The sequence below is a fragment of the Bacillus timonensis genome, assembly GCF_004799755.1.
Taxonomy (GTDB): Bacteria; Bacillota; Bacilli; order Bacillales; family Bacillaceae_L; genus Ferdinandcohnia; species Ferdinandcohnia timonensis_A.
The window spans coordinates 13,369-32,826 of the sequence record NZ_SLUB01000002.1 but is presented as its reverse complement, the minus strand read 5'-3'; the positions used below and the strand labels follow the sequence as shown (position 1 = coordinate 32,826).

Below are 19,458 nucleotides of genomic sequence, written 5' to 3'. Positions count from 1 at the left end.
CCTTACCCAAGTACATCTGTAATGTCTGCTAAGTTCTCATCTATCCAGGCTAATGCGAGTTCAATTGTTTCAAATTCCTGAACCTCAAAAGTCACCTCATCCTGAAGCAACCAAACATCCTTTTGATCATGGTTTGCCCCTGCAATTGACCAGTGTAAGAGGCTATATGGATGGTTGTCATGTAAAAAGGAAACCCATGTTTTATCTTCTGCAATATTTCGGATTGTGTTAAGCTTGGAACTCATGTACATCACTCACTTCTACTAGCCGTAAACGTGGATTTAAAATCTCATTTGGGCTCTTTAACATATAGCAATTAGCCTGTTCAAGAAAATCGACTGTCATCTTTTCATCTAAGAACACCATTTTCGATTTTTCTACTAACAATGGTTGATAATTTGTTTCAAGGGTTAGGTCGTCTTCGTCTCCAGAGTCTACCAGCCACAATGCCGTTACCCCACTCATCACACAGCCGCATCCCTCTGTTTCATATTTTAGTTTTAATTTTTTATCTTTATTTTTAATTTGTGTATTTAGTTTTTCAATAGCCCGTTCTGTAAATGTAACGTTCATTTTGGTTCTCCTTTTTCTTTTTAGATTACGTCTATTCTAACATATCTTGGCTTCTTCTACATATCATTACAGTGTCTCTATACTTTACCAAGCGATTTGAAATTTGGTAAATCCTGGTTTATTATCAATAGTAAGATGATTACTTTAAGGGGGGATTTCGGAGATGTCGAAGGTTACCATCAAAGTAAATGATAATGGTTCATTAAGGATTACAGGTGATGTTGATTTGATTGATGCGGAAGGGAATACGTTTCCAACAAAACAAACCTTCTCATTATGCAGATGTGGAAGATCTAACAATAAGCCATTTTGCGACGGTTCTCATAAAGGTCACTTTGAATCAGTCGTACGCGCTCCAAAAGAATAATCCTTATTACACCGAATGCACTCCGCATTCGGTTTTTTCGTTATCCGGATTGCCAATTAACTATGTTACAATACGGGTAAAAGCCTTTCATGGAGGACAAAACATGCCTGATTGGTCATATCACGGACTCTTTAAGCCTATTTTATCTCGTCTAACTCCCTACCAATCCCGGGAATTTATCCACCGGGGAATGAATCTGGTTGCCTCGATACCTGGAGGAAAGCATTTCATTCATTTTCTTGGTAGAGAGGAATCTTCTGAACTTGTAAAAAAGGAAATTCATGGCGTAACCTATCCAAATCCTATTGGACTTTCTGGAAAAATCGATCCGCTTTTAACTGGTTCACACGCTTTTTCAAATCTTGGGTTTGGTTTTATTGAAATTGGCCCGGTAACAAAAGTGCCGACAAAGAACCCTTCTCTTCCAATTGTAGATTGGCAAAAACAGCAAATCGACTTTTCTACAAACTATGAATCAATCGGAATTGAAAAAACGGTTCAAAAGCTTAAAAAGTGGAAGCCGAAACAGCCTGTCTGGGCAAGGGTGGCTGGAACAAGTAAAGAACAAAAGGATTTGATTACGAAATTAGATCCATATATTGCGGCGTTTGTAACTTCTACTCCAAATATTCGGTGGACTACAGACCGTCCCGTTTATCTTTCTGTTCCAATACATGAGGTCAAGAATCTTTCATTTGATGGGATTCAGTCTACTTGTTCTGGTATCGTCATTGATGAACCTTTGGATATGGCACAGGAGCATTATTTAAGGGAACTACTAGATTCTATTCATTATTTAAGAAAAAGTGGGTTTACGCTTCCTATCATCACAGTAGGTGGCGTCTTTGAACCAGCCAATGCTCTTGCACTTTTTGATGCAGGGGCTGACCTTGTGTTACTTTCAGAAGGTTATGTTTTTTCAGGACCTGGTCTTACAAAAAGAACTACTGAAGCCCTTTTGCACCAACTTCAACCACATCCTCCGTTACATTCAGCGTGGATCTGGTATTGGCTATTTGGTTTGTCCATCTTTATTGGTGGATTAATTGCTGTTCTTTTTAGTTTGACAACTATTATTCTTCCTTATGATGAACAATTTCTTGGAATGCAAAGAGAAGAAATCCTTCTGTTTAATGAACGGATTCTCTATTTTATGGCTCATGATCGGATGACACTCGCTGGGACAATGATTTCTGGTGGTATCGTCTATATGGCATTGGCTCGTTTCGGAGTTCGAAAGCAGATTCTCTGGACCAAGCAGACTATCGATCTGGCAGCTATCCTTGGTTTTTTAGGAATATTCTTATTCATTGGATACGGATATTTCGATTGGCTTCACCTTATTTTTTGGCTCATTTTACTCCCAATCTATTTAACTGGTTTTATTAAAACGAGACATTTGAGGGGGACGCCAACATCGCTTAACACTCGTAATCACCGAGTCTGGAAACATAGTTTACTTGGACAACTAGCCTTTATCATCCTTGGATTTTCATTTGTTTTAGGCGGTATTGTGATCTCATTTATTGGGATTTCGTATGTGTTTGTTCCTACTGATATTCTCTATATTTGTATGCCACCTGAAATGTTGGATTTGTTTAATGATAAATTGATTTCAGTCATTGCTCATGACCGTGCAGGCTTTGGAAGTGCCCTTCTAAGTGTTGGATTTTTAGTGTTAACTATTTCTCTCTGGGGATTTCAGCAGGGGAATAAATGGGTTTGGTGGACTTTGCTCATAGGTGGACTACCCGCTTTTTTGGCAGGAATTTGGATTCATTTTGCAATCGGATATACGACCTTTATTCACCTTCTTCCCGCTTATTTCGCCCTTTGCTTGTTTTTTATTGGACTTATTATGACGTACCGATTTTTTCATTTGGGGAAAGATAAGTAAAAGGAGCCTCATGGGCTCCTTTCTTAGTTTTCTGGATTCCAATCCTTTGCGAGCATGCCATATACAACATGGTCCACATAGTGATCGTAGAGCCATTCGGTTTGCCGAACCACACCTTCATTCACAAAGCCTAATCTTTCTGGAATCGATCTGCTCTTATGATTTTCGACCGCTGCCCTGATTTCCACTCGATTTAGTTTTAAATGGGTAAAAGCATAATCAGTTAATGCCTTCGCTACCCTTGTCATGACTCCGTTTCCTTGGTATTGCTGACCAAGCCAGTAGCCGATGTAGGCTATTTTATTGCTCCAATCGATTGAGTTGAAGCTTGCGACACCCACGATTTCATTTTTATAGACAATAACGGTATGCAATCCTTTATTGTCTGCATAGCTTTTCCTGCACGATTCAATATAGGCTTTTGTGTCCTCTACCTTTGTTGTCATATCAAGCCATGGTAGCCATTCTCGTAAATACGCTCTTGACTGATCTGTTAATTCAAAAATTCGCTCAGCATCGCTTACCTCTGTTAATTTCAAGGACAGTTCCTCATCAATTTGGTATACAAACATAATTTTTACTCCATTCTATTCTTTTACCATATTAACTTCTATCCTTTGTCTAAAAATCCTTCTAAAATTAGTCTGAAAAGCGTAGATCGACTAATGAATGTATAGGGATGTAATGCACTTCCCCGAATTTATCAATGATATGCAATCTATTTTGTAAGTTATCGTAATGATGAATAGTGCCCAGAAGGAGTTTGTGATGTTTGGCTTCATAATGCGTGATAACCAACTCTCTCCCCTCCTCCATCGCCTGACAAAGAACACTGTTCATCTCCTCGATTTGTTGCTCATCTAGTTCTGGCTTTTGCTCATACCTATCTTCTTCTGCCCAATCTCTAAGCAATTTCACATGTTCTGGCAGCATCATTGCTGTCCATTTAATTTTTCCGCGGTCCCGTATCATCCTTATTACCTTCTTTCTTACGTCTATCTCCAGCACCTAACCCTTGAGACGCTCTACTCTGCCTTATGTCCGCCAACGAGCTTACTACGATGTCTTGATGTTCCGGCATTTGTATAGGAAACTGCACGTAGGATTGCATCTGAACCGTATTTACCACGGATACCATCCATTACGTATCCAAGCTTATGCTGCTTGACTCGATTAAGATAAAACAAATCCAACTGCATTTGTCTGTCATCCTCAATGTTGGAAAGCGCAATTGAAATTTTGCGAACCGTTTTTTGGGCATAAAATTTTTCAAATAATTCGAGACAGACGCGATACATTTCCATCGTAATATTTGTCGGAGTTTCAATTGTTTTCGACCTATAAAATCCCCCGCCAAACTCATCTTGGCTATAATGAATCCCAAGACTAATTGTTCTTCCTGCCTTTTTATGTCGACGTGCTCGCCTTGCTACCTCTTCACACATTTCAAGAATGACGTGCTTCACTTCTTCTGGGTCTGGGTAATCACGCAAGAGGATTTGGCTTTTTCCAAAGCTTATCTGCCCCTGCATAATAGGTGCACCAATTTCTGATAGGTCGACACCCCAGGCATGATAATAAAGCTGATTTCCCATCACTCCAAATTTTTTCTCAAGTAATTCAAGCGGATAGTGGGCAAGCTGACCAACGGTTGTAATTCCCATCCCATTTAAGGTTCGCTCTACCCTTCTTCCAATTCCCCACATTTCTCGTAGCGGCGACACGGGCCATAGTTTTTCGGGAATATCATCATAGGTCCATTCTGCAATTCCTTTTTTCTTTGCATCTAAATCTAAGCATAGCTTTGCTACCAGCATATTAGGACCAATCCCAACGGCACAGGTTAGCCCATATTCAGTTTCAATCTCTTTCTTGATTTTACGGGCAATCGTTGTCGCATCGCCCCATAATTTTTCAGTTCCATCAATTTTTATAAAACTTTCATCGACGCTATATACATGGATCGCATCTTTTGGCACGTACCGGTTAAAAAGTCTGGTAATTTCCGTTGAAATTCGTAAATACGTTGCCATTTTGGGATTTACTATTTTAATTTGAGGGTCCTTAGGTATTTCAAAGAGTCTTGATCCCGTTTTTATCCCAAATTCCTGTTTTAGCTTTGGCGAAGCTGCGAGCACAACACTTCCGGGGCGCTCTGTATCTCCAACAACCGCCAAATAGCACTCGAGTGGATCAAGCCCTAATAACACTGCTGCACAGCTCGCATAAAAGCTTTTTATATCCACGCATAAAATCTTTTGAACGGGCAACTGACTGTAATCCACCATCTCATATCATCTCCAAAAAGAATGTACGTTCGTATTCTATTCCTAATAATAGGAGAATATACGTTCGATTTCAATGGAAATTTAAAGCAGAACCTACATAATAGCTTAAAAGACGTTCTGTACAAATGGTAACTACCTAACCAAATGCCTCGTAACAAAAGAAAAACCAAAACGCCTAGATTGCGAATTGGTTTTTTCAGGTTTATATAGATAAGCGAAAAGCTTTAACAATAATTCCATCATTGGCTGGCTCAAAATCGTAGTGTGGCAAGCGCTCAAAGCCGTGTTTTGTATAGAGCTTAATCGCCTGTTTCATGAATTCACCAGTATGTAATCCGATAAATTGATAATTTTTTGCTCGGGAGCGCTGTATGCATTCGGTAATTAGGGCTGAAGCGACGCCTTTTCCACGAGCCTCAGGACTCACTGCTAGCATCCGTATTTCAGGATATTCCAGTTCTTCTAATTGACCTTCATATGCATCTGTGTTAGCTGGAAATAAGACTACGCTTCCGACTATTTCCCCATCGAGTTCACATACAATAAGCTCAGAACCATGGAGGCGATCAGCCTCAGATGAAATTCCCTGCTTAAGAGCTTGCCAGTGAGCAGCTGGAATTACAGTTGAATGTTCAAGATAAGCTGCAACTCGTTGCTCTCGAATAAATTCCAATTCATCCTGTTTTGCATCACGAATTTTCATTACAGATTTCACCTACCCTTAGATCAAGAACTTTTCTTTTTTTCCACTTAACTGCTCACGGTTATGTTCGGTACGCCATACTGATTCATCTGGACCCTTAGGAAGAATATTCACTTCTCCTTTTGCAGGATCAATGGTGATGGATAGATGATAATGTCGCTTAATCGCATCAAAATCAGTCGTTTCACCAAAACCAGGAGTCTGGTATAAGTCACGGGCATACCCCCATAAATTTTTAAACTCACGGATTAAATTTCGGTTTGTGCGAAAAGCAGAATAATAAGCAGCGTCAAAGCGCACCAATGTTGTATAGAAGCGGACATCAGAATCCGTAATAAAATCCCCAAATAAGAAACGATGCTTGGACAAACGCTCCTCTAATTCATCCAATCTAGTAAACAATTGATCATAGGCTTGTTCATAGGCTTCCTGAGAACGAGCAAATCCACATTTATACACACCATTGTTGATATCATGAAAAATAACGTCATTTAATGCATCAATTTCTTCGCGCAAGCTACTCGGATATAAATCAGGAGCATTTTCCTTATGAAAAGGAGCCCAAACGGTTTCAAAATAGTTGGTAAGCTTAAAATAGTCATTGTTAATCGCTTTTTTGGTTTCAAGATCAACCATGACTGGTACAGTTGGTCTACCTGTATAATCAGGGTCCGCATTCTTATAAACCTCACTCACATACTGAACATTAAGAACAGGATCCGCTCCATTTTTATCTAAGGAAAATTCCCAATCTACACGTTCAATTCTTGGTCGAAGTGGACTTACTGTTCCTAAGCTAATTGAACTTTCTAATCCAAGCACTTTGCGAACGATTACAGAGCGGTGTGCCCATGGGCAAGCAGCAGACCATAGCAAACGGTAGCGTCCAGACTCAACGGGTAGCTCGTCTGGCTGGTTTCCAAAAGGAGTTGTAAAGCGATTTGTTTGACGATTAAACGAGCCATCCGCTTTTATTTCTGCAGGTTTATTGGTTGAAGTATTGTTTGCTTCTGTGGGAATCTTACAGCTAATTGTCTGATCATTTTGTGACATATCATTCTCTCCCTCATGTTCCTTCTTTTTAATGCATAGTAACTCAATGCGTTTAATGTAGTTTACTCATTATCTAAATCATTCGTCAAGAATTAATACTCAGAAAATGGAACTTCAATCGGTGGGAATTTACCACATGTTAATGCGGGGTAGGATTAAGTGAACTCTATGTATAAGAGGAGAACAAATCAGAAAGCTGTGAGATTCCCCAATCAATCCCTTTTAAACTAGACTCAATATATGAGAGTAAGTTTGGAAGAATATATTGTAAAAATACAGATTTTTTTGTAAAATTATGCTGAAAGGATGTGGTAGATTGATTTTTAAACCTCGTGGTGAAAATATTAAATTAGAATTTTTACAATCTTTACGAGTCCACAAGAAGTTAGAGGAAAAGGATGAAAACAATTACATATACCTCGAAAAAGGCTGGCTCGGTGAAAAACAGTTCGACCAATTGCTTTTAGGCCTCACAAATGAATGCCTCATTTTAAATAACCTTCTCCTTGAAGTGAATAACACCAAATTCCAAATAGACTCTCTACTAATCACACAAAAGAAAATCTATATCTTTGAAGTAAAAAACTACGAAGGCGATTATTACATCGAAGGTGACCGATTGCACATGATCTCTGGAAAAGAAATCAAAAACCCCTTAATCCAACTCACCCGTAGTGAATCATTGTTTCGGCAACTCCTGCAAAAGTTGAGGTTTAATTTTGCTGTTGAATCTCGAGTGGTATTTATCAACTCGGAGTTTTATCTGTATAACGCACCGATGAATGGACCGTTTGTTTTTCCCACACAACTTGGTCGATATTTGAAAAGTTTAAACACAGTTGCGGCTACCGGTGTATCATCAGGTCATGTAAAATTAGCGGAAAAATTGGTTTCATTGCATATTAAGGAAGATCCATATTCACAGATGCCCATCTACACATACGAAGAGTTAGAGAAGGGGATAGTATGTGAGCGTGGATGTTCGTTTATGGAAATCGCCAATCAAAATTATCTTGTGTGTCCAAATTGTGGCAAGCTGGAGCTTAAGGAATCAGCGGTTTTACGAAGTGTGAGAAAGCTTAGTTTACTTTTTCCGGATAAGAAGATTACAACGAATCTGGTTATGGAGTGGTGTGGCGTTATTAGTTCTAGATTAACACTGAGAAAATATCTGTTAAAAAAATATAAGCTTGTAACTATTGGAAAATCATCATACTTTGTAAAAAAGGATGATGATTGAACTTCGATTATTCACTTTATTAATTGCGATATACCATTTATCGTTTTACAGCTTCGTGGTATACCGATTAACTCAATTGCGGTATATCATTTATCGTTTTTCGGCTTGATGATATACCGATTAACTCGATTGCGGTATATCATTTATCGTTTTACAGCTTGGTGGTATACCGATTAACTCGATTGCGGTATACCATTTATCGTTTTACAGCTTGATGATATACCGATTAACTCGATTGCGGTATATCATTTATCGTTTTACGGCTTCGGGATATACCTTATATCAGTTTTGAGAATTTTTAATAACCAATTACTGCTGCATTATATTTTTAGAAAATTCCCAAACAAAAAAATACCCCTTATAAAAGGAGTATGGTTGAAACTTATTTCTTAAAAAACGCCTTCCCGCCCACTTTTTCAACAAGTCGAGGAAAAAGGGTATAAAAAACACTACCTGCATTCATCCAGCCTGGCAGGTTAACTTCGCGTTTTGGAGTTAACATGGCATTTACAATTTTAGATGCTACTACATCCGGATCCAGCATAAAACGATTTACATTCTTCGCATAGGTTCCAGACTCATCTGCAATATCGAAAAAACGTGTTCGAATGGGTCCTGGATTTACGGCTGTTACATGAATATTTGTACTCGATAGCTCCATCCGTAAACTATTTGTAAAACCGAGAACCGCATGTTTTGACGCAGAATATACACTTGATTTTGGTGTCGCAATTTTTCCAGCCTGTGAAGCAATATTAATAATATGACCTGAGTTTTGCTCAATCATAGTCGGCAATATCATTTTTGTACAGGAAATGAGCCCGAAAACATTCACTTCGAACATTTCCTTCATTTGCTCTATTTTTGCATCGACAACATTCGCGAACACGCCAAACCCTGCGTTATTCACGAGCACATCAACTGTTTTTACATTGCGAAGGATGTCATCGAATACTTCTTTTACATTTTCGGTATCCCCCACATCTAATTTATAAAACAAGCAATCGATATTGTATTTTTCTTGAATATTCTTTGCGATTTTGTCCAGCTGGTCATAACTTCGAGCCAATAGAATCGGAGTTGCCCCCTGCTCTGCCACAAGATATGCAATTTTTTCACCTATCCCGCTCGAAGCCCCAGTAATAACGATTGTCTTTCCTTTAAGTCTTGAATTCATAAGAATTTTTTTCACCTCGGGAACTTGTTAATTTGAGTGATATATATGTTGTCCGTTCACTACTTCTATCTTAATTTCCCCTAATTCCTCAAGGAAGTCAAGCTGTCCAACTGTTTCAGAAATTGTGAAAAGAGGCTGCCTTAAATAGACTTTCGGGAATAACCTGGAACATACTTCAAATGCTGTCATCGGCTTTTCCTCAATCATTTTCAGAACATGATAGGCTCGTTCTTTTTGTGAGATGAATCTTTCTTGAATTAAGTGATGAGCATTCGTAATATCGTCACCATGCCCTGTTACGACCTTTGACATGTCGAGCGTTAGTAGTTTTCTTAAAGAATTATTATATTGAATTAAGGGTCTTGGTCTAGAAGTTTCACCAAATTGCGGTGGTTCAAGCAATGGATTTGGTGAGATTTTTGCTAAAATTGTATCTCCTGCAATTAGCATTCCATCCTCTTCCCGATATAAAACAATATGACTTTGGGCATGCCCAGGTGTCTCTAATACCTTAAAACCAGGTAACCCTTCAAGAGTATCTCCTTCTCCAATTGTTGAACTTAACGATCTGCGGCAAGAATATTCAAATTCTTCATCCATATTGATTAAAGCTACAAATGCGGGATTAAGCCCCAATTGAGTAAAAAGTTCTTTATAAAACGGTTCATTCTGTGCGAAGAATTGCTGATCCTGACTAATCCATGGCTGATTTTTTGGATGACCAATGATCGGAATATCCTTACTAAAATAATCAAGAAGCCCGACATGGTCTGGGTGATGATGGGTAATTACAATTTGTTCAATATCAGAAGGTGTATAGCCTAACTGAGCAAGTTGCTCCTTAAAGGATTGCCATGCTTCCTCTGTTTTTGCACCCGCATCAATTAATGTTAGTGCGTCTCCTTTAACAACATATACATTCACATCCCCGACAGAAAAAGGTGTGGGTAAGGTAATTTTAAAAACATCCTTCGTGGTCGTAAGTTTGCTCATAGTAATCTCCTTTGTACTAAATCCAAATCATTTAGGTTACATTTATCCATTTATAAGTTTACCTTTTCATCCTCATTTTGTCATTATATTCGAATAATTTCTCTGTTATGTAAAAAAATTGGGCTTGTTTTTAAAAAAATGTGCCCTTGACATCCCGCTAAAATCAGTGCATAATGACCATTAATATAAAATCGTAAAGCAATGATTAGGACTAGTAAATCATGTAATGGTGAAAGAGAATGAGATCCATCGGCTGAAAGATCTCACCGCCCGCTTCTTGGTTGAACCTACCTATGAGCTGTTAGGAAAAACTAACCGTTCCCCACGATACGGGTTCAAGTGGAACATTGAAAAATCATTTTTTTGATGTTAAGTAAGGTGGTACCGCGGATAGCTGACCTATTCCGTCCTTTAACAAGGATGGAATAGGTCTTTTTATTTTATTAACGGAGGGATCGTTATGGAAATGAAACAAAATATGGTGTTTGTTGGAGCTGGCTCAATGGCCGAGGCAATGATTTCTGGGATGCTACAAAAGGAGCTATTCTTGCCGAGACAAATTTCTGTAATGAATCGCTCCAACCATGCACGATTAGAAGAGCTAAACAACACATATGGAGTAACGATTAGTCAGAACCAAAAAGAAACGATTGAAAATGCCGGAATCATCATTCTTGCGATAAAACCAAAGGATGTTGCGGAAGCTGTTTTAGCCATAAAAGAATATGTCAATGAAAGCCACCTGATCATCTCTGTACTAGCAGGAGTAGCAACAACAACCATTACTGATTTACTCAACAAAGAAGTAGCAGTAGTCCGTGCGATGCCAAACACATCAGCTACCATCGGAAAATCTGCAACTGCCCTAGCAGTAGGAATGCACGCAAACGAAAACCATCTTCTCATAGCACGCCAATTGTTTGAAACAATTGGAATTGTTACAACAGTCGCCGAAAAAGATCTTCATGCAGTCACAGGTCTATCGGGAAGTGGTCCTGCGTATGTATATTATTTAGTTGAAGCGATGGAAAAAGCAGCTGATGATATCGGGCTCGAAAAAGGAATTGCCAAAGAATTAATTCTTCAAACGATCATTGGGGCGGCCGAAATGCTAAAAAACTCAACAAAGCAGCCCGCTACCTTACGAAAAGAAGTAACAAGTCCAGGCGGTACGACAGAAGCAGGAATAAAAGTGTTGGAGCAATTTAACTACCAGCAGGCTATGGTAGCATGTATTAAACGTGCGACTACTCGCTCCGCTGAGCTCGGAGAAGCCATGCTTCAATCCGTTTCGAAAGAAAATTAAACGTCAAAATGAAAGCAAACATAGTCAGTGAAATTTTACCAAATCCAAAAAAAGTAGTGAAGGAGGGGTAGGATTTCACTGACATTTTTGGTAAAATTATTTAGGTAACCGAAATATCACATGATGGGGAGATTCTATGAGTGCACCGCTTATGAAAGAAACACCACCACAATTGCTTATGACCAAAGAAAAAATTTGGACCCGCGATTTTACCCTTATTTGCATTTCAAACTTTTTTATATTTCTTGGCTTTCAAATGACATTACCAACCATTCCACTCTTTGTCGAACAACTCGGAGGCAATGATCAGCTCATTGGATTAGTCGTAGGAATTTTTACCTTTTCAGCACTTTTAATCAGACCTTTCGCAGGCCATCAATTAGAGAAAAAAGGACGACGCTTCGTTTTTCTACTTGGCCTTTCCATTTTCGTATTATCTGTTGGTTCCTATGGAATCATCTCCAGTTTACTCTTTTTATTCATGTTCCGAATCATACAAGGAATTGGTTGGGGCTTTTCAACAACAGCCTCAGGAACAATCGCTACAGACTTAATCCCTGCCAAAAGACGAGGAGAAGGAATGGGCTATTTCGGTTTATTCGGCAATATTGCCCTTGCGTTTGGACCTTCTTTAGGTCTAACACTTGCGGGTACCATATCCTTTACAAAACTCTTTTCGATTTGTGCCATTCTTGGATTAGTGGCACTCATCCTTTCATCTAGAATCCGCTACAAAAAAATTGAGCCAATAAAAGAAAGCCCTAGAAAATGGGACTTTTATGAAAAAACAGCCCTTCCACCATCGATTCTATTATTCTTTATAACTGTGACATTCGGAGGAATTGCAGCCTTTTTACCAATCTATACTTTACAAAAGGAAATACCCGGGATTGAATGGTACTTTCTTATTTTTGCAGTTGCTTTAATGATTTCTCGTACCTTTTCCGGTCGCCTCTATGATTCAAAAGGTCATCAAGCTATTTTTGCACCTGGAGCTGTTTTGATTGTTATAGCTATGTTTCTACTAGCATGGTTACCTAGTAGTCTTGTCCTTTATATTGCCGCCTTTCTTTATGGACTTGGTTTCGGCGCCTTACAACCAGCCTTACAAGCATGGGCTGTCCAAACAGCTCCGGCACATCGTAAAGGAATGGCAAATGCAACCTTTTTTTCATCGTTTGATTTAGGAGTTGGAATTGGTGCAATTACGTTCGGTCAACTTTCCCACCTCTTAGGTTACCATTCAATTTACATTGCCTCAGCATTCTCGGTTCTCATTTCTATTTTGCTATATTTCGTATGGATTGGTAAAACAACAACTTCAACTTCCATTTAAGGGGATCCTCTCCCCTTTTTCGTTTTTCGTCTGTAAAAATCCTTATCGTTTCGAAGAAATTTGGATAGAATGTATTTAGGATGGGAGGTTAGTTATGAGGAGAATCCTATTATTTTTATCCTTTTTATTTTTCTTATATGCCGCTTGGACGGTACTTGATAAACTCTCTGCAAAATCTGATAATCAATCAGTTTTCGATACTATTACGTCTGAGATTGACAAAGTTTCTGAATCTGAGGAAATCGCAACGATTAAAACCAAATTAAATGCTGGCATCGACTATATCGCTACCTTACTGCAAACATTGGAGGAAAAAGCACCCGAAAATTCAATTATTGGTGAGAATGAAATTGAAAAACCCGAGTTACATGTACCTAGTGAACAGGCTTTTTCGATACACAATATTGAGCTTGGAGAGAGTAAACAGAGTGTAGAAACGAAACTTGGTCCTGCGCAACGGACATCATTAAATGAATATGGAACGAACTGGTATACGTATCATGAAAACTACCATAATTTTATAATGGTCGCTTATGACTCTCGTAATAAGGTTGTCGGATTATACACAAATCAAGACCTTATTTCATCAACGAAAGGAATCAAACGTGGAACACCAAAACAAGACGTTCTCGATCTACTTGGTGAACCTATGACCCGAATCCAAAAAGGATTTGTCTATTATGAATTTCAGAAGGATCGCGACTATGACGTTTTCCAAATCGATAACACCTATGTCACCCTCTTTTATGATAAACATGAAAACAATACGGTGACTTCGATTCAGATTGTTTCAAAAGCACTCGAACAAAACAGAGCAGATTTTTATACAGATGCTAGTGATCAATTAAAAGAAGGCTTTGAATATCAATTATTTGATCTAACGAATGCATCCAGGGTTAATCACGGGTTAGGGGTACTTACTTGGGATGAACGAGTGAAAGAAACAGCACGAAAGCATAGTTCAGACATGGCAGAAAACAATTATTTTAATCATACAAATTTAAAAGGTCAATCCCCTTTTGACCGGATGCTTGAAGATGAAATATTATTTACGATTGCTGGAGAAAATCTTGCATACGGACAGTTCAGCAGTATTTTCGCCCATGAAGGTTTAATGAACTCCATGGGACATCGAGAAAATATTTTAAAAAAAGAATATACGTATTTAGGGGTGGGAGTTGCCTTTAATACAGAGTCTCATCCATATTACACGGAGAACTTTTATACAAAATAAGAAATCTCACCTATATCCCTCTCAATTTTTGGTTATCCTACCAAAGAGGTGATTTTGTGAAACTAGTACGATTTTTAGTATTACTAGGCCTTCTCATCGGCTTTCATAGTGTGACTCTTGCCCAGCAAACCGATGTTGAGTATGGTCCCTTTACAATTGTCCAAAAGGAATATATTGATTTAGACGGAGATGGTAATAAGGATATTATCGAGTTATATGCGAGAAAAAATCAATATAATCTCGCGAATGAGTGGTCTTTAAAAATCAATGGTGAACAATTAGGTACCTATCATAATAAACAGGATTTATACCAATTGGCAGACATGAAGTTTGCTGACGTCCTTCAAAATGGAAAACAAGATATCCTTCTCTATTTTCATTCTGTAGGGAGTGGAGGGATTACCGGGTTAACGGTCCTGAGCTATACAGGTGAAAAAGTTGAGGAAATTTTCAAAGACCCTAATACGTCAGGCTGGTTTGACGAAGCGAAAAAGCGTTTTTCGATGAAATACTTGGGTGATTATCAAGTTGAATTTATCGATAAACAGACTGACTTAGAGGCAATCATTCCGTTATCAGAGGATCGCTACAGAGATTTTCCTGACAAGGAAGAATTAAAAGAAAGACTTGAAGGAATCGAAACATGGGTTGACCCGGTTTCCAGCTATCGTTTTGATAAATTAACAAAAATGAAGCCTCAGGAAATCGTGGCAATTCGAGCTGTTTCAGGTATTGCCCATTATGATGTCATTGCGTATTTTGAAACAAGATATATTTTTGATAAACAAATTCAAAAATATGTGCCTACGAAAGTGGCACTCATTAGTACAGAAACGGGCAAGAAATTAGCTGAAATGCCATATAAATAAACAACAAGCATCGACAATGGTAAGGTCGATGCTTGTTTAAATTGTTATGCACAATCGATGAACTTTGGGTCATAACTTGATATACTATTTAGTGTAACGAAATACATAGGAGGCTGTAATTTTATGGAAACAGCATTGTTCTCACCTTACACAATCAAAAATGTAACCTTAAAAAATAGAATTGTAATGTCACCAATGTGTATGTATTCCAGTCATAATAAGGATGGAATGCTACAGGATTGGCATTATACCCATTATATAAGCCGAGCTGTTGGTCAAGTTGGTCTTATCATGGTGGAGGCAGCGGCTGTTACACCACAAGGAAGAATCTCTTCACAGGATTTAGGAATATGGAGTGATAAGCATATACCAGGCTTCAAAAAACTTGTTGAAATGATCAAAGTGCATGGTGCAAAGACAGCTATTCAAATTGCTCACGCGGGTCGAAAGGCAACTGTTGAAGGAGATATCGTGGCCCCTTCTGCTATTTCATTTAATGAAAGATATAAAACTCCAAAAGAATTAACAATTAATGAAATTAAAGAAATAGTTGAAGCATTCAAGGATGGAGCAAGACGCGCAAAAGAGGCTGGTTTTGATATCATTGAAATTCACGGAGCACATGGCTATTTAATTAATGAATTTTTGTCCCCTCTTTCCAATAAACGAGTGGATGAATATGGCGGAAGCAGCGAAAATCGCTACCGTTTCCTACAAGAGGTAATCGAGGCTGTTAAGGAAGTTTGGAATGGCCCCTTATTTGTTCGTATATCCGCAAATGATTATAAAGAAGATGGCTTAACTCCTGCTGATTATGTTGACTATACAAAACGTATGAAGGACCAAGGTGTTGACCTTATCGACGTTAGCTCAGGTGGCGTAGCACCAGCTAAAATTGATGTATACCCTGGATATCAGGTCGGTTTTGCAGATATGATTCGAAATGAAGCTGATATCCCTACCGGTGCAGTTGGTCTAATCACAAAAGCTGTTCACGCTGAAGAAATTCTAAAAAATAATCGAGCAGATTTAATATTTATCGCACGTGAGTTATTACGCGATCCATACTGGCCAAGAACTGCTGCAAAAGAATTAGGTATATCCATTGAAAGCCCGAAACAATATGATCGCGGTTGGCTCTAATTTTTCGCAAATCGTATAAAAGGCACTTTCCTACGTGGAAAGTGCCTTGTTTAAATCATTAGAAGCTCTTGAATATCCTCTTCCGTCAGCTTCGTATTTTCCTCAGAATCAATAAGGTCTGAAATAAGATCTCGCTTCTTTTCTTGTAACTCATTCATTTTCTCTTCAATGGTACCGCGGGCAAATAGCTTAATCACTTGGACAACCTTTTTTTGACCAAAGCGATGAGCACGGTCTGCAGCTTGTTCTTCTACCGCAGGATTCCACCAAAGGTCATATAAAATAACCGTATCAGCACCGGTCAGGTTCAGGCCTGTTCCGCCTGCTTTTAACGAAATTAAAAACAATTCCCGCTCTCCCGCATTATAACGTTGGCATAATTCCACACGTTCATCTGTAGGGGTTTGTCCGTCTAAATAAAAGAAGCTAAAGCCCCGTTTCGTAAGTTCCCTTCCAATCAACTCAAGCATTTTCGTAAACTGAGAGAAAATTAAAACTCTTCTTCCAGACAATTTAGATTCCTCAAGGATTTGAAGAAGTTGCTCAAATTTTGCCGAACTTCCCTTGTAGCCATCCACGAATAAAGCCGGGTGGCAGCAAATTTGCCTCAAGCGAGTTAACCCTGCAAGAATTCGAATTCGATTTTTTCGAATCGTATCCTTATCAAGACGCTTTAATGTATCGTGCCGGAGCTTCGCTAGATAGGCAGCATAAAGCTTTTTTTGTTCAGGTAATAACTCGGATGATTCCATGATTTCAATTTTTTCTGGTAGCTCTGAAAGTACATCTTCTTTTACACGACGCAACAAAAAGGGTCGAGCCCTTCTTGAAATGTCCTTTCTAGTTAAATGACTATACTCCTTTAAGCCTTTAAACAGTTGCGGAAAAACAACGTGATATATAGACCAGAGCTCCTCGATTGAATTTTCAATTGGGGTTCCGGTTAATCCAAAACGATGATCTGCTTTTATCCGTTTGACAGCCCTTGCTGTTTGGGTTACTGGATTTTTAAAAGCTTGAGCCTCGTCAAAGAATACGGTATGAAAGTGTTGAGATTCATACCATTTAATATCTCGTCGTATTAGTGGATAGGATGTGATAACAACATCCATGCTTGCACTCTCTTTTTGCAGCTCTATTCGTTCTGCCTTATTCCCATCAATCACAACCGCTTGAAGCTCAGGTGCAAATTTCAATAACTCATGGAGCCAATTATAGGTTAAAGAGGATGGGCAAACAATGAGTACAGGCTGCTTCTTTTCTCGGATAGTAGCAACTTCCGAAACCATAAAAGCAATGCTCTGCAAGGTTTTCCCTAGCCCCATATCATCGGCAAGGACGCCACCAAATCCATAGCTCGCTAACGTCTTCATCCATTTGTAGCCCACCTTCTGATAATCTCGTAAAATGGACTCTAAAGGCTTCGGAACATCAACAGCTAAATCACTCGGATGTTGGATAGAGTCAAGAAATTGACGGAATGATTTCTCTAACGTAAAAATATCACTGTCATCAATTGAGCCTAAAAGGGGTAAAGCCTCAATCATTGGTATATTTAAAGTTGATTCAAAATCATCATCCTGGACCGGAACAGCATGTAAAAAACGCTGTATCTCCTCCATTTCTCGCGTTTCAAGTGAGAGTAGTGACCCATTTTTCAAACGGTAATATTTTCGTTTTTCCTCAAGAGCGACTAGAATTTCTCGAATTTCTTGGTCAGCAATGCCCTTCATCTCAAATTTGAATTCGAGCCAATTGGTTCGTTCTTTTTTAATCTTCACCCTTATTTTCGGATGTTCATTTTTCGGAATGATGCGATTACGTATCGCTGTTGTGGCATAAATTTGGCAGAGTGGCTGAAGTCTTGGAATGACATGATATAAAAACTCATACTCAAGTTCCTCATTATGCATATGATATCCGCCTTCCGTTTTCGAAAGACCACTCTCATCCATGATTTGTAGGATTTCATCCTCTTTTTCCACATCTCTGAAGATCAAAGGACCAGTTGGCAGATCACGATTCTCTAATGGTTGGATGATGATATTTTCATAGTGAAATTCCAGACCTGCAAGCAACTTATGTCTCAGCCGGTCCAAATACAGCTTAGCAACAAGAGGTGTTTTCATCATCTCTTTGGATATAGCTTGAGACATATGAACAACACCTATTTTTTTCAGGCTTGGGACAATTTTCTTAAGAAAAAATTGCGCTTGCTCCTTTTGAATAGGAATATGGTTTGCTCCTGGGCTCGTAAGCATTTGTTTAAGCTCTAATAACCGGTCACAATCCTCTTCTTCGATTTGATAAAGAAGTCCATCACTCAGGACGGTGTGGTAGGATTTTAAAATACTCATACGATTGAAACCCTGGATCCTTAAGAGATAATCATTCTCTTCCCCTTCCTCAAATGAAAAATGAAGTGGAGGTGGCTCCTGAACAATCTGTAGCCCTTCATAAAATTGACCATTGTATTGTAGAAAAACGAATGGACATTTTGAAAATAAGGGAATGAGCCCTTTCCAGGATGATGGAGGAATTAACAACGTTTTAGGACTACCTTTATAATTTGAATGCCCAGTAATCATGTCTAGAAAAATTTTTTCATCCTCGGTTACTTTCACTAATTGGTGAAGAAGATTATCTGCTTCATCTAAGAAGCAATGAAGATTTGGGTCATATATAAAGTGGGAAGAAATTTCACTTTGCTCTCCCTGTTTTACCCCCTTTAAAAAGGTACGAATATCATGTATTTTGATCTGATCGATTTCAATCTCAACGTCAAATAAAATTTGGTCATCTGCAACTTTAACAGGTTGAAATATGAAGCGAGCATCCAGGACTTCTCTTTTTTCAAAATGAAGCTGGTGACCACTCGACCGCGTTGGGCGATTTAAAAAAAGGGTCATGAAATCGCTTGTGAGGTTTTCGTTTTTTGATCTTGTCGTCGTTGAGAATTCGATTGGTTCCTGACTTTGCTGTTCATGAATCGCGATTAAAACTGCTGCAATATGCTGGCAATCCTTATCGAAATTCGCAAGTGTTGGACATGTGCATGTAGCTTCCAGCTTTCCATTTATGTTTTTCTCAATGTTAACGTGAAAGTCCTCTGTCCCTTTTACAATGGCTTTGCATTGATCAGGTCCGGATTCCGTAAATGTCACTTTATTCGTTCGATAAAAAGCGTCCCCTCTTTTGAAGGAGACGGTACCACACTTTTCTTTGATCATTTTACGATTGATTTTGATATCCATGGTTCCGCTCCTTTCTCTTTGTTTT

Annotated in this window: 18 protein-coding genes; 8 read left to right on the top strand and 10 right to left on the bottom strand. The window is 38.7% G+C overall.

Annotated elements, in window-relative coordinates; genetic code table 11:
- Positions 1 to 2: 2 nt before the first annotated feature.
- Together E1I69_RS01380 and E1I69_RS01375 are read right to left on the bottom strand one after the other, a co-directional pair.
- Positions 3 to 245, bottom strand: a complete 243-nt coding sequence (locus tag E1I69_RS01380; protein ID WP_136377849.1) for a DUF2552 family protein — start codon at positions 243 to 245, stop codon at positions 3 to 5.
- Positions 229 to 573 carry an iron-sulfur cluster biosynthesis family protein gene (locus E1I69_RS01375; RefSeq protein WP_136377848.1) on the bottom strand — a complete coding sequence of 115 codons (345 nt, stop codon included), beginning with the start codon at positions 571 to 573 and terminating at the stop codon, positions 229 to 231. Before E1I69_RS01375 ends, E1I69_RS01380 begins: the two co-directional genes overlap by 17 nt.
- A 163-nt stretch (positions 574 to 736) precedes the next feature.
- Between E1I69_RS01375 and E1I69_RS01370 the strand changes: the two genes are divergently transcribed.
- Together E1I69_RS01370 and E1I69_RS01365 are read left to right on the top strand one after the other, a co-directional pair.
- Positions 737 to 940 (top strand): CDGSH iron-sulfur domain-containing protein, encoded by a 204-nt coding sequence (locus E1I69_RS01370; protein WP_116352468.1) that lies wholly within the window; start codon positions 737 to 739, stop codon positions 938 to 940.
- Positions 941 to 1,043: 103 nt separating this feature from the next.
- On the top strand, positions 1,044 to 2,837 hold the full coding sequence (locus E1I69_RS01365; protein ID WP_136377847.1) for a dihydroorotate dehydrogenase: 1,794 nt from the start codon (positions 1,044 to 1,046) through the stop codon (positions 2,835 to 2,837).
- A gap of 23 nt (positions 2,838 to 2,860) precedes the next feature.
- Here the strand turns inward: E1I69_RS01365 and E1I69_RS01360 are convergent, their stop codons facing one another.
- The 5 genes from E1I69_RS01360 to E1I69_RS01340 form a co-directional block, all read right to left on the bottom strand.
- Positions 2,861 to 3,409, bottom strand: a complete 549-nt coding sequence (locus E1I69_RS01360; RefSeq protein ID WP_136377846.1) for a GNAT family N-acetyltransferase — start codon at positions 3,407 to 3,409, stop codon at positions 2,861 to 2,863.
- A 67-nt stretch (positions 3,410 to 3,476) separates the two neighbouring features.
- Positions 3,477 to 3,809: a YolD-like family protein gene (locus E1I69_RS01355; protein WP_136377845.1), complete on the bottom strand. Its 333-nt coding sequence runs from the start codon at positions 3,807 to 3,809 to the stop codon at positions 3,477 to 3,479.
- 53 nt (positions 3,810 to 3,862) lie between these two features.
- The gene (locus E1I69_RS01350) at positions 3,863 to 5,125 is read right to left on the bottom strand and encodes a DNA polymerase thumb domain-containing protein (RefSeq protein ID WP_136377844.1); all 1,263 of its coding nucleotides are present in this window, start codon (positions 5,123 to 5,125) and stop codon (positions 3,863 to 3,865) included.
- Positions 5,126 to 5,327: 202 nt separating this feature from the next.
- Entirely contained in the window at positions 5,328 to 5,828 is a 501-nt protein-coding gene (locus E1I69_RS01345; RefSeq protein ID WP_136377843.1) for a GNAT family N-acetyltransferase, read from the bottom strand.
- A gap of 18 nt (positions 5,829 to 5,846) precedes the next feature.
- Positions 5,847 to 6,881, bottom strand: a complete 1,035-nt coding sequence (locus E1I69_RS01340) for a glutathione S-transferase family protein (RefSeq protein WP_136377842.1) — start codon at positions 6,879 to 6,881, stop codon at positions 5,847 to 5,849.
- Between the two features lie 316 nt (positions 6,882 to 7,197).
- Here E1I69_RS01340 and E1I69_RS01335 point away from each other — a divergent pair, with 316 nt between their 5' ends.
- Positions 7,198 to 8,121 (top strand): nuclease-related domain-containing protein, encoded by a 924-nt coding sequence (locus tag E1I69_RS01335; protein WP_136377841.1) that lies wholly within the window; start codon positions 7,198 to 7,200, stop codon positions 8,119 to 8,121.
- A 382-nt stretch (positions 8,122 to 8,503) separates the two neighbouring features.
- Here E1I69_RS01335 and E1I69_RS01330 read toward each other — a convergent pair whose 3' ends face one another.
- Both E1I69_RS01330 and E1I69_RS01325 read right to left on the bottom strand, forming a co-directional pair.
- A complete protein-coding gene (locus tag E1I69_RS01330) occupies positions 8,504 to 9,298 on the bottom strand; it encodes an SDR family NAD(P)-dependent oxidoreductase (RefSeq protein ID WP_136377840.1) in 795 nt (264 codons plus the stop codon).
- 27 nt (positions 9,299 to 9,325) lie between these two features.
- On the bottom strand, positions 9,326 to 10,291 hold the full coding sequence (locus tag E1I69_RS01325) for an MBL fold metallo-hydrolase (RefSeq protein WP_136377839.1): 966 nt from the start codon (positions 10,289 to 10,291) through the stop codon (positions 9,326 to 9,328).
- 460 nt (positions 10,292 to 10,751) lie between these two features.
- Between E1I69_RS01325 and proI the strand changes: the two genes are divergently transcribed.
- The 5 genes from proI (at position 10,752) to namA (ending at position 16,179) form a co-directional block, all read left to right on the top strand.
- On the top strand, positions 10,752 to 11,597 hold the full coding sequence (gene proI / locus E1I69_RS01320; protein ID WP_136377838.1) for a pyrroline-5-carboxylate reductase ProI: 846 nt from the start codon (positions 10,752 to 10,754) through the stop codon (positions 11,595 to 11,597).
- Between the two features lie 136 nt (positions 11,598 to 11,733).
- Positions 11,734 to 12,933: an MFS transporter gene (locus E1I69_RS01315; RefSeq protein ID WP_207308491.1), complete on the top strand. Its 1,200-nt coding sequence runs from the start codon at positions 11,734 to 11,736 to the stop codon at positions 12,931 to 12,933.
- Positions 12,934 to 13,027: 94 nt separating this feature from the next.
- Positions 13,028 to 14,167 (top strand): CAP domain-containing protein, encoded by a 1,140-nt coding sequence (locus E1I69_RS01310; RefSeq protein ID WP_136377837.1) that lies wholly within the window; start codon positions 13,028 to 13,030, stop codon positions 14,165 to 14,167.
- A gap of 56 nt (positions 14,168 to 14,223) precedes the next feature.
- Positions 14,224 to 15,036: a hypothetical protein gene (locus E1I69_RS01305; RefSeq protein ID WP_136377836.1), complete on the top strand. Its 813-nt coding sequence runs from the start codon at positions 14,224 to 14,226 to the stop codon at positions 15,034 to 15,036.
- A gap of 123 nt (positions 15,037 to 15,159) precedes the next feature.
- Entirely contained in the window at positions 15,160 to 16,179 is a 1,020-nt protein-coding gene (gene namA, locus E1I69_RS01300) for an NADPH dehydrogenase NamA (protein WP_136377835.1), read from the top strand.
- Positions 16,180 to 16,229: 50 nt separating this feature from the next.
- On the opposite strand, the gene E1I69_RS01295 is transcribed toward namA, so the two are convergent.
- Positions 16,230 to 19,433, bottom strand: coding sequence for a DEAD/DEAH box helicase (locus tag E1I69_RS01295; protein ID WP_136377834.1), 3,204 nt, complete (start codon positions 19,431 to 19,433; stop codon positions 16,230 to 16,232).
- Positions 19,434 to 19,458: the final 25 nt, after the last annotated feature.

What these genes read in the sequence shown, in the direction of transcription:
- E1I69_RS01360 (WP_136377846.1), bottom strand. Translation starts at nt 3,409, where the DNA reads ATGTTTGTATACCAAATTGATGAGGAACTGTCCTTGAAATTAACAGAG.
- namA (WP_136377835.1), top strand. Translation starts at nt 15,160, where the DNA reads ATGGAAACAGCATTGTTCTCACCTTACACAATCAAAAATGTAACCTTA.
- E1I69_RS01330 (WP_136377840.1), bottom strand. Translation starts at nt 9,298, where the DNA reads ATGAATTCAAGACTTAAAGGAAAGACAATCGTTATTACTGGGGCTTCG.
- proI (WP_136377838.1), top strand. Translation starts at nt 10,752, where the DNA reads ATGGAAATGAAACAAAATATGGTGTTTGTTGGAGCTGGCTCAATGGCC.
- E1I69_RS01340 (WP_136377842.1), bottom strand. Translation starts at nt 6,881, where the DNA reads ATGTCACAAAATGATCAGACAATTAGCTGTAAGATTCCCACAGAAGCA.
- E1I69_RS01355 (WP_136377845.1), bottom strand. Translation starts at nt 3,809, where the DNA reads ATGATACGGGACCGCGGAAAAATTAAATGGACAGCAATGATGCTGCCA.
- E1I69_RS01345 (WP_136377843.1), bottom strand. Translation starts at nt 5,828, where the DNA reads ATGAAAATTCGTGATGCAAAACAGGATGAATTGGAATTTATTCGAGAG.
- E1I69_RS01295 (WP_136377834.1), bottom strand. Translation starts at nt 19,433, where the DNA reads ATGGATATCAAAATCAATCGTAAAATGATCAAAGAAAAGTGTGGTACC.
- E1I69_RS01380 (WP_136377849.1), bottom strand. Translation starts at nt 245, where the DNA reads ATGAGTTCCAAGCTTAACACAATCCGAAATATTGCAGAAGATAAAACA.
- E1I69_RS01375 (WP_136377848.1), bottom strand. Translation starts at nt 573, where the DNA reads ATGAACGTTACATTTACAGAACGGGCTATTGAAAAACTAAATACACAA.
- E1I69_RS01350 (WP_136377844.1), bottom strand. Translation starts at nt 5,125, where the DNA reads ATGGTGGATTACAGTCAGTTGCCCGTTCAAAAGATTTTATGCGTGGAT.
- E1I69_RS01325 (WP_136377839.1), bottom strand. Translation starts at nt 10,291, where the DNA reads ATGAGCAAACTTACGACCACGAAGGATGTTTTTAAAATTACCTTACCC.
- E1I69_RS01310 (WP_136377837.1), top strand. Translation starts at nt 13,028, where the DNA reads ATGAGGAGAATCCTATTATTTTTATCCTTTTTATTTTTCTTATATGCC.
- E1I69_RS01315 (WP_207308491.1), top strand. Translation starts at nt 11,734, where the DNA reads ATGAGTGCACCGCTTATGAAAGAAACACCACCACAATTGCTTATGACC.
- E1I69_RS01365 (WP_136377847.1), top strand. Translation starts at nt 1,044, where the DNA reads ATGCCTGATTGGTCATATCACGGACTCTTTAAGCCTATTTTATCTCGT.
- E1I69_RS01370 (WP_116352468.1), top strand. Translation starts at nt 737, where the DNA reads ATGTCGAAGGTTACCATCAAAGTAAATGATAATGGTTCATTAAGGATT.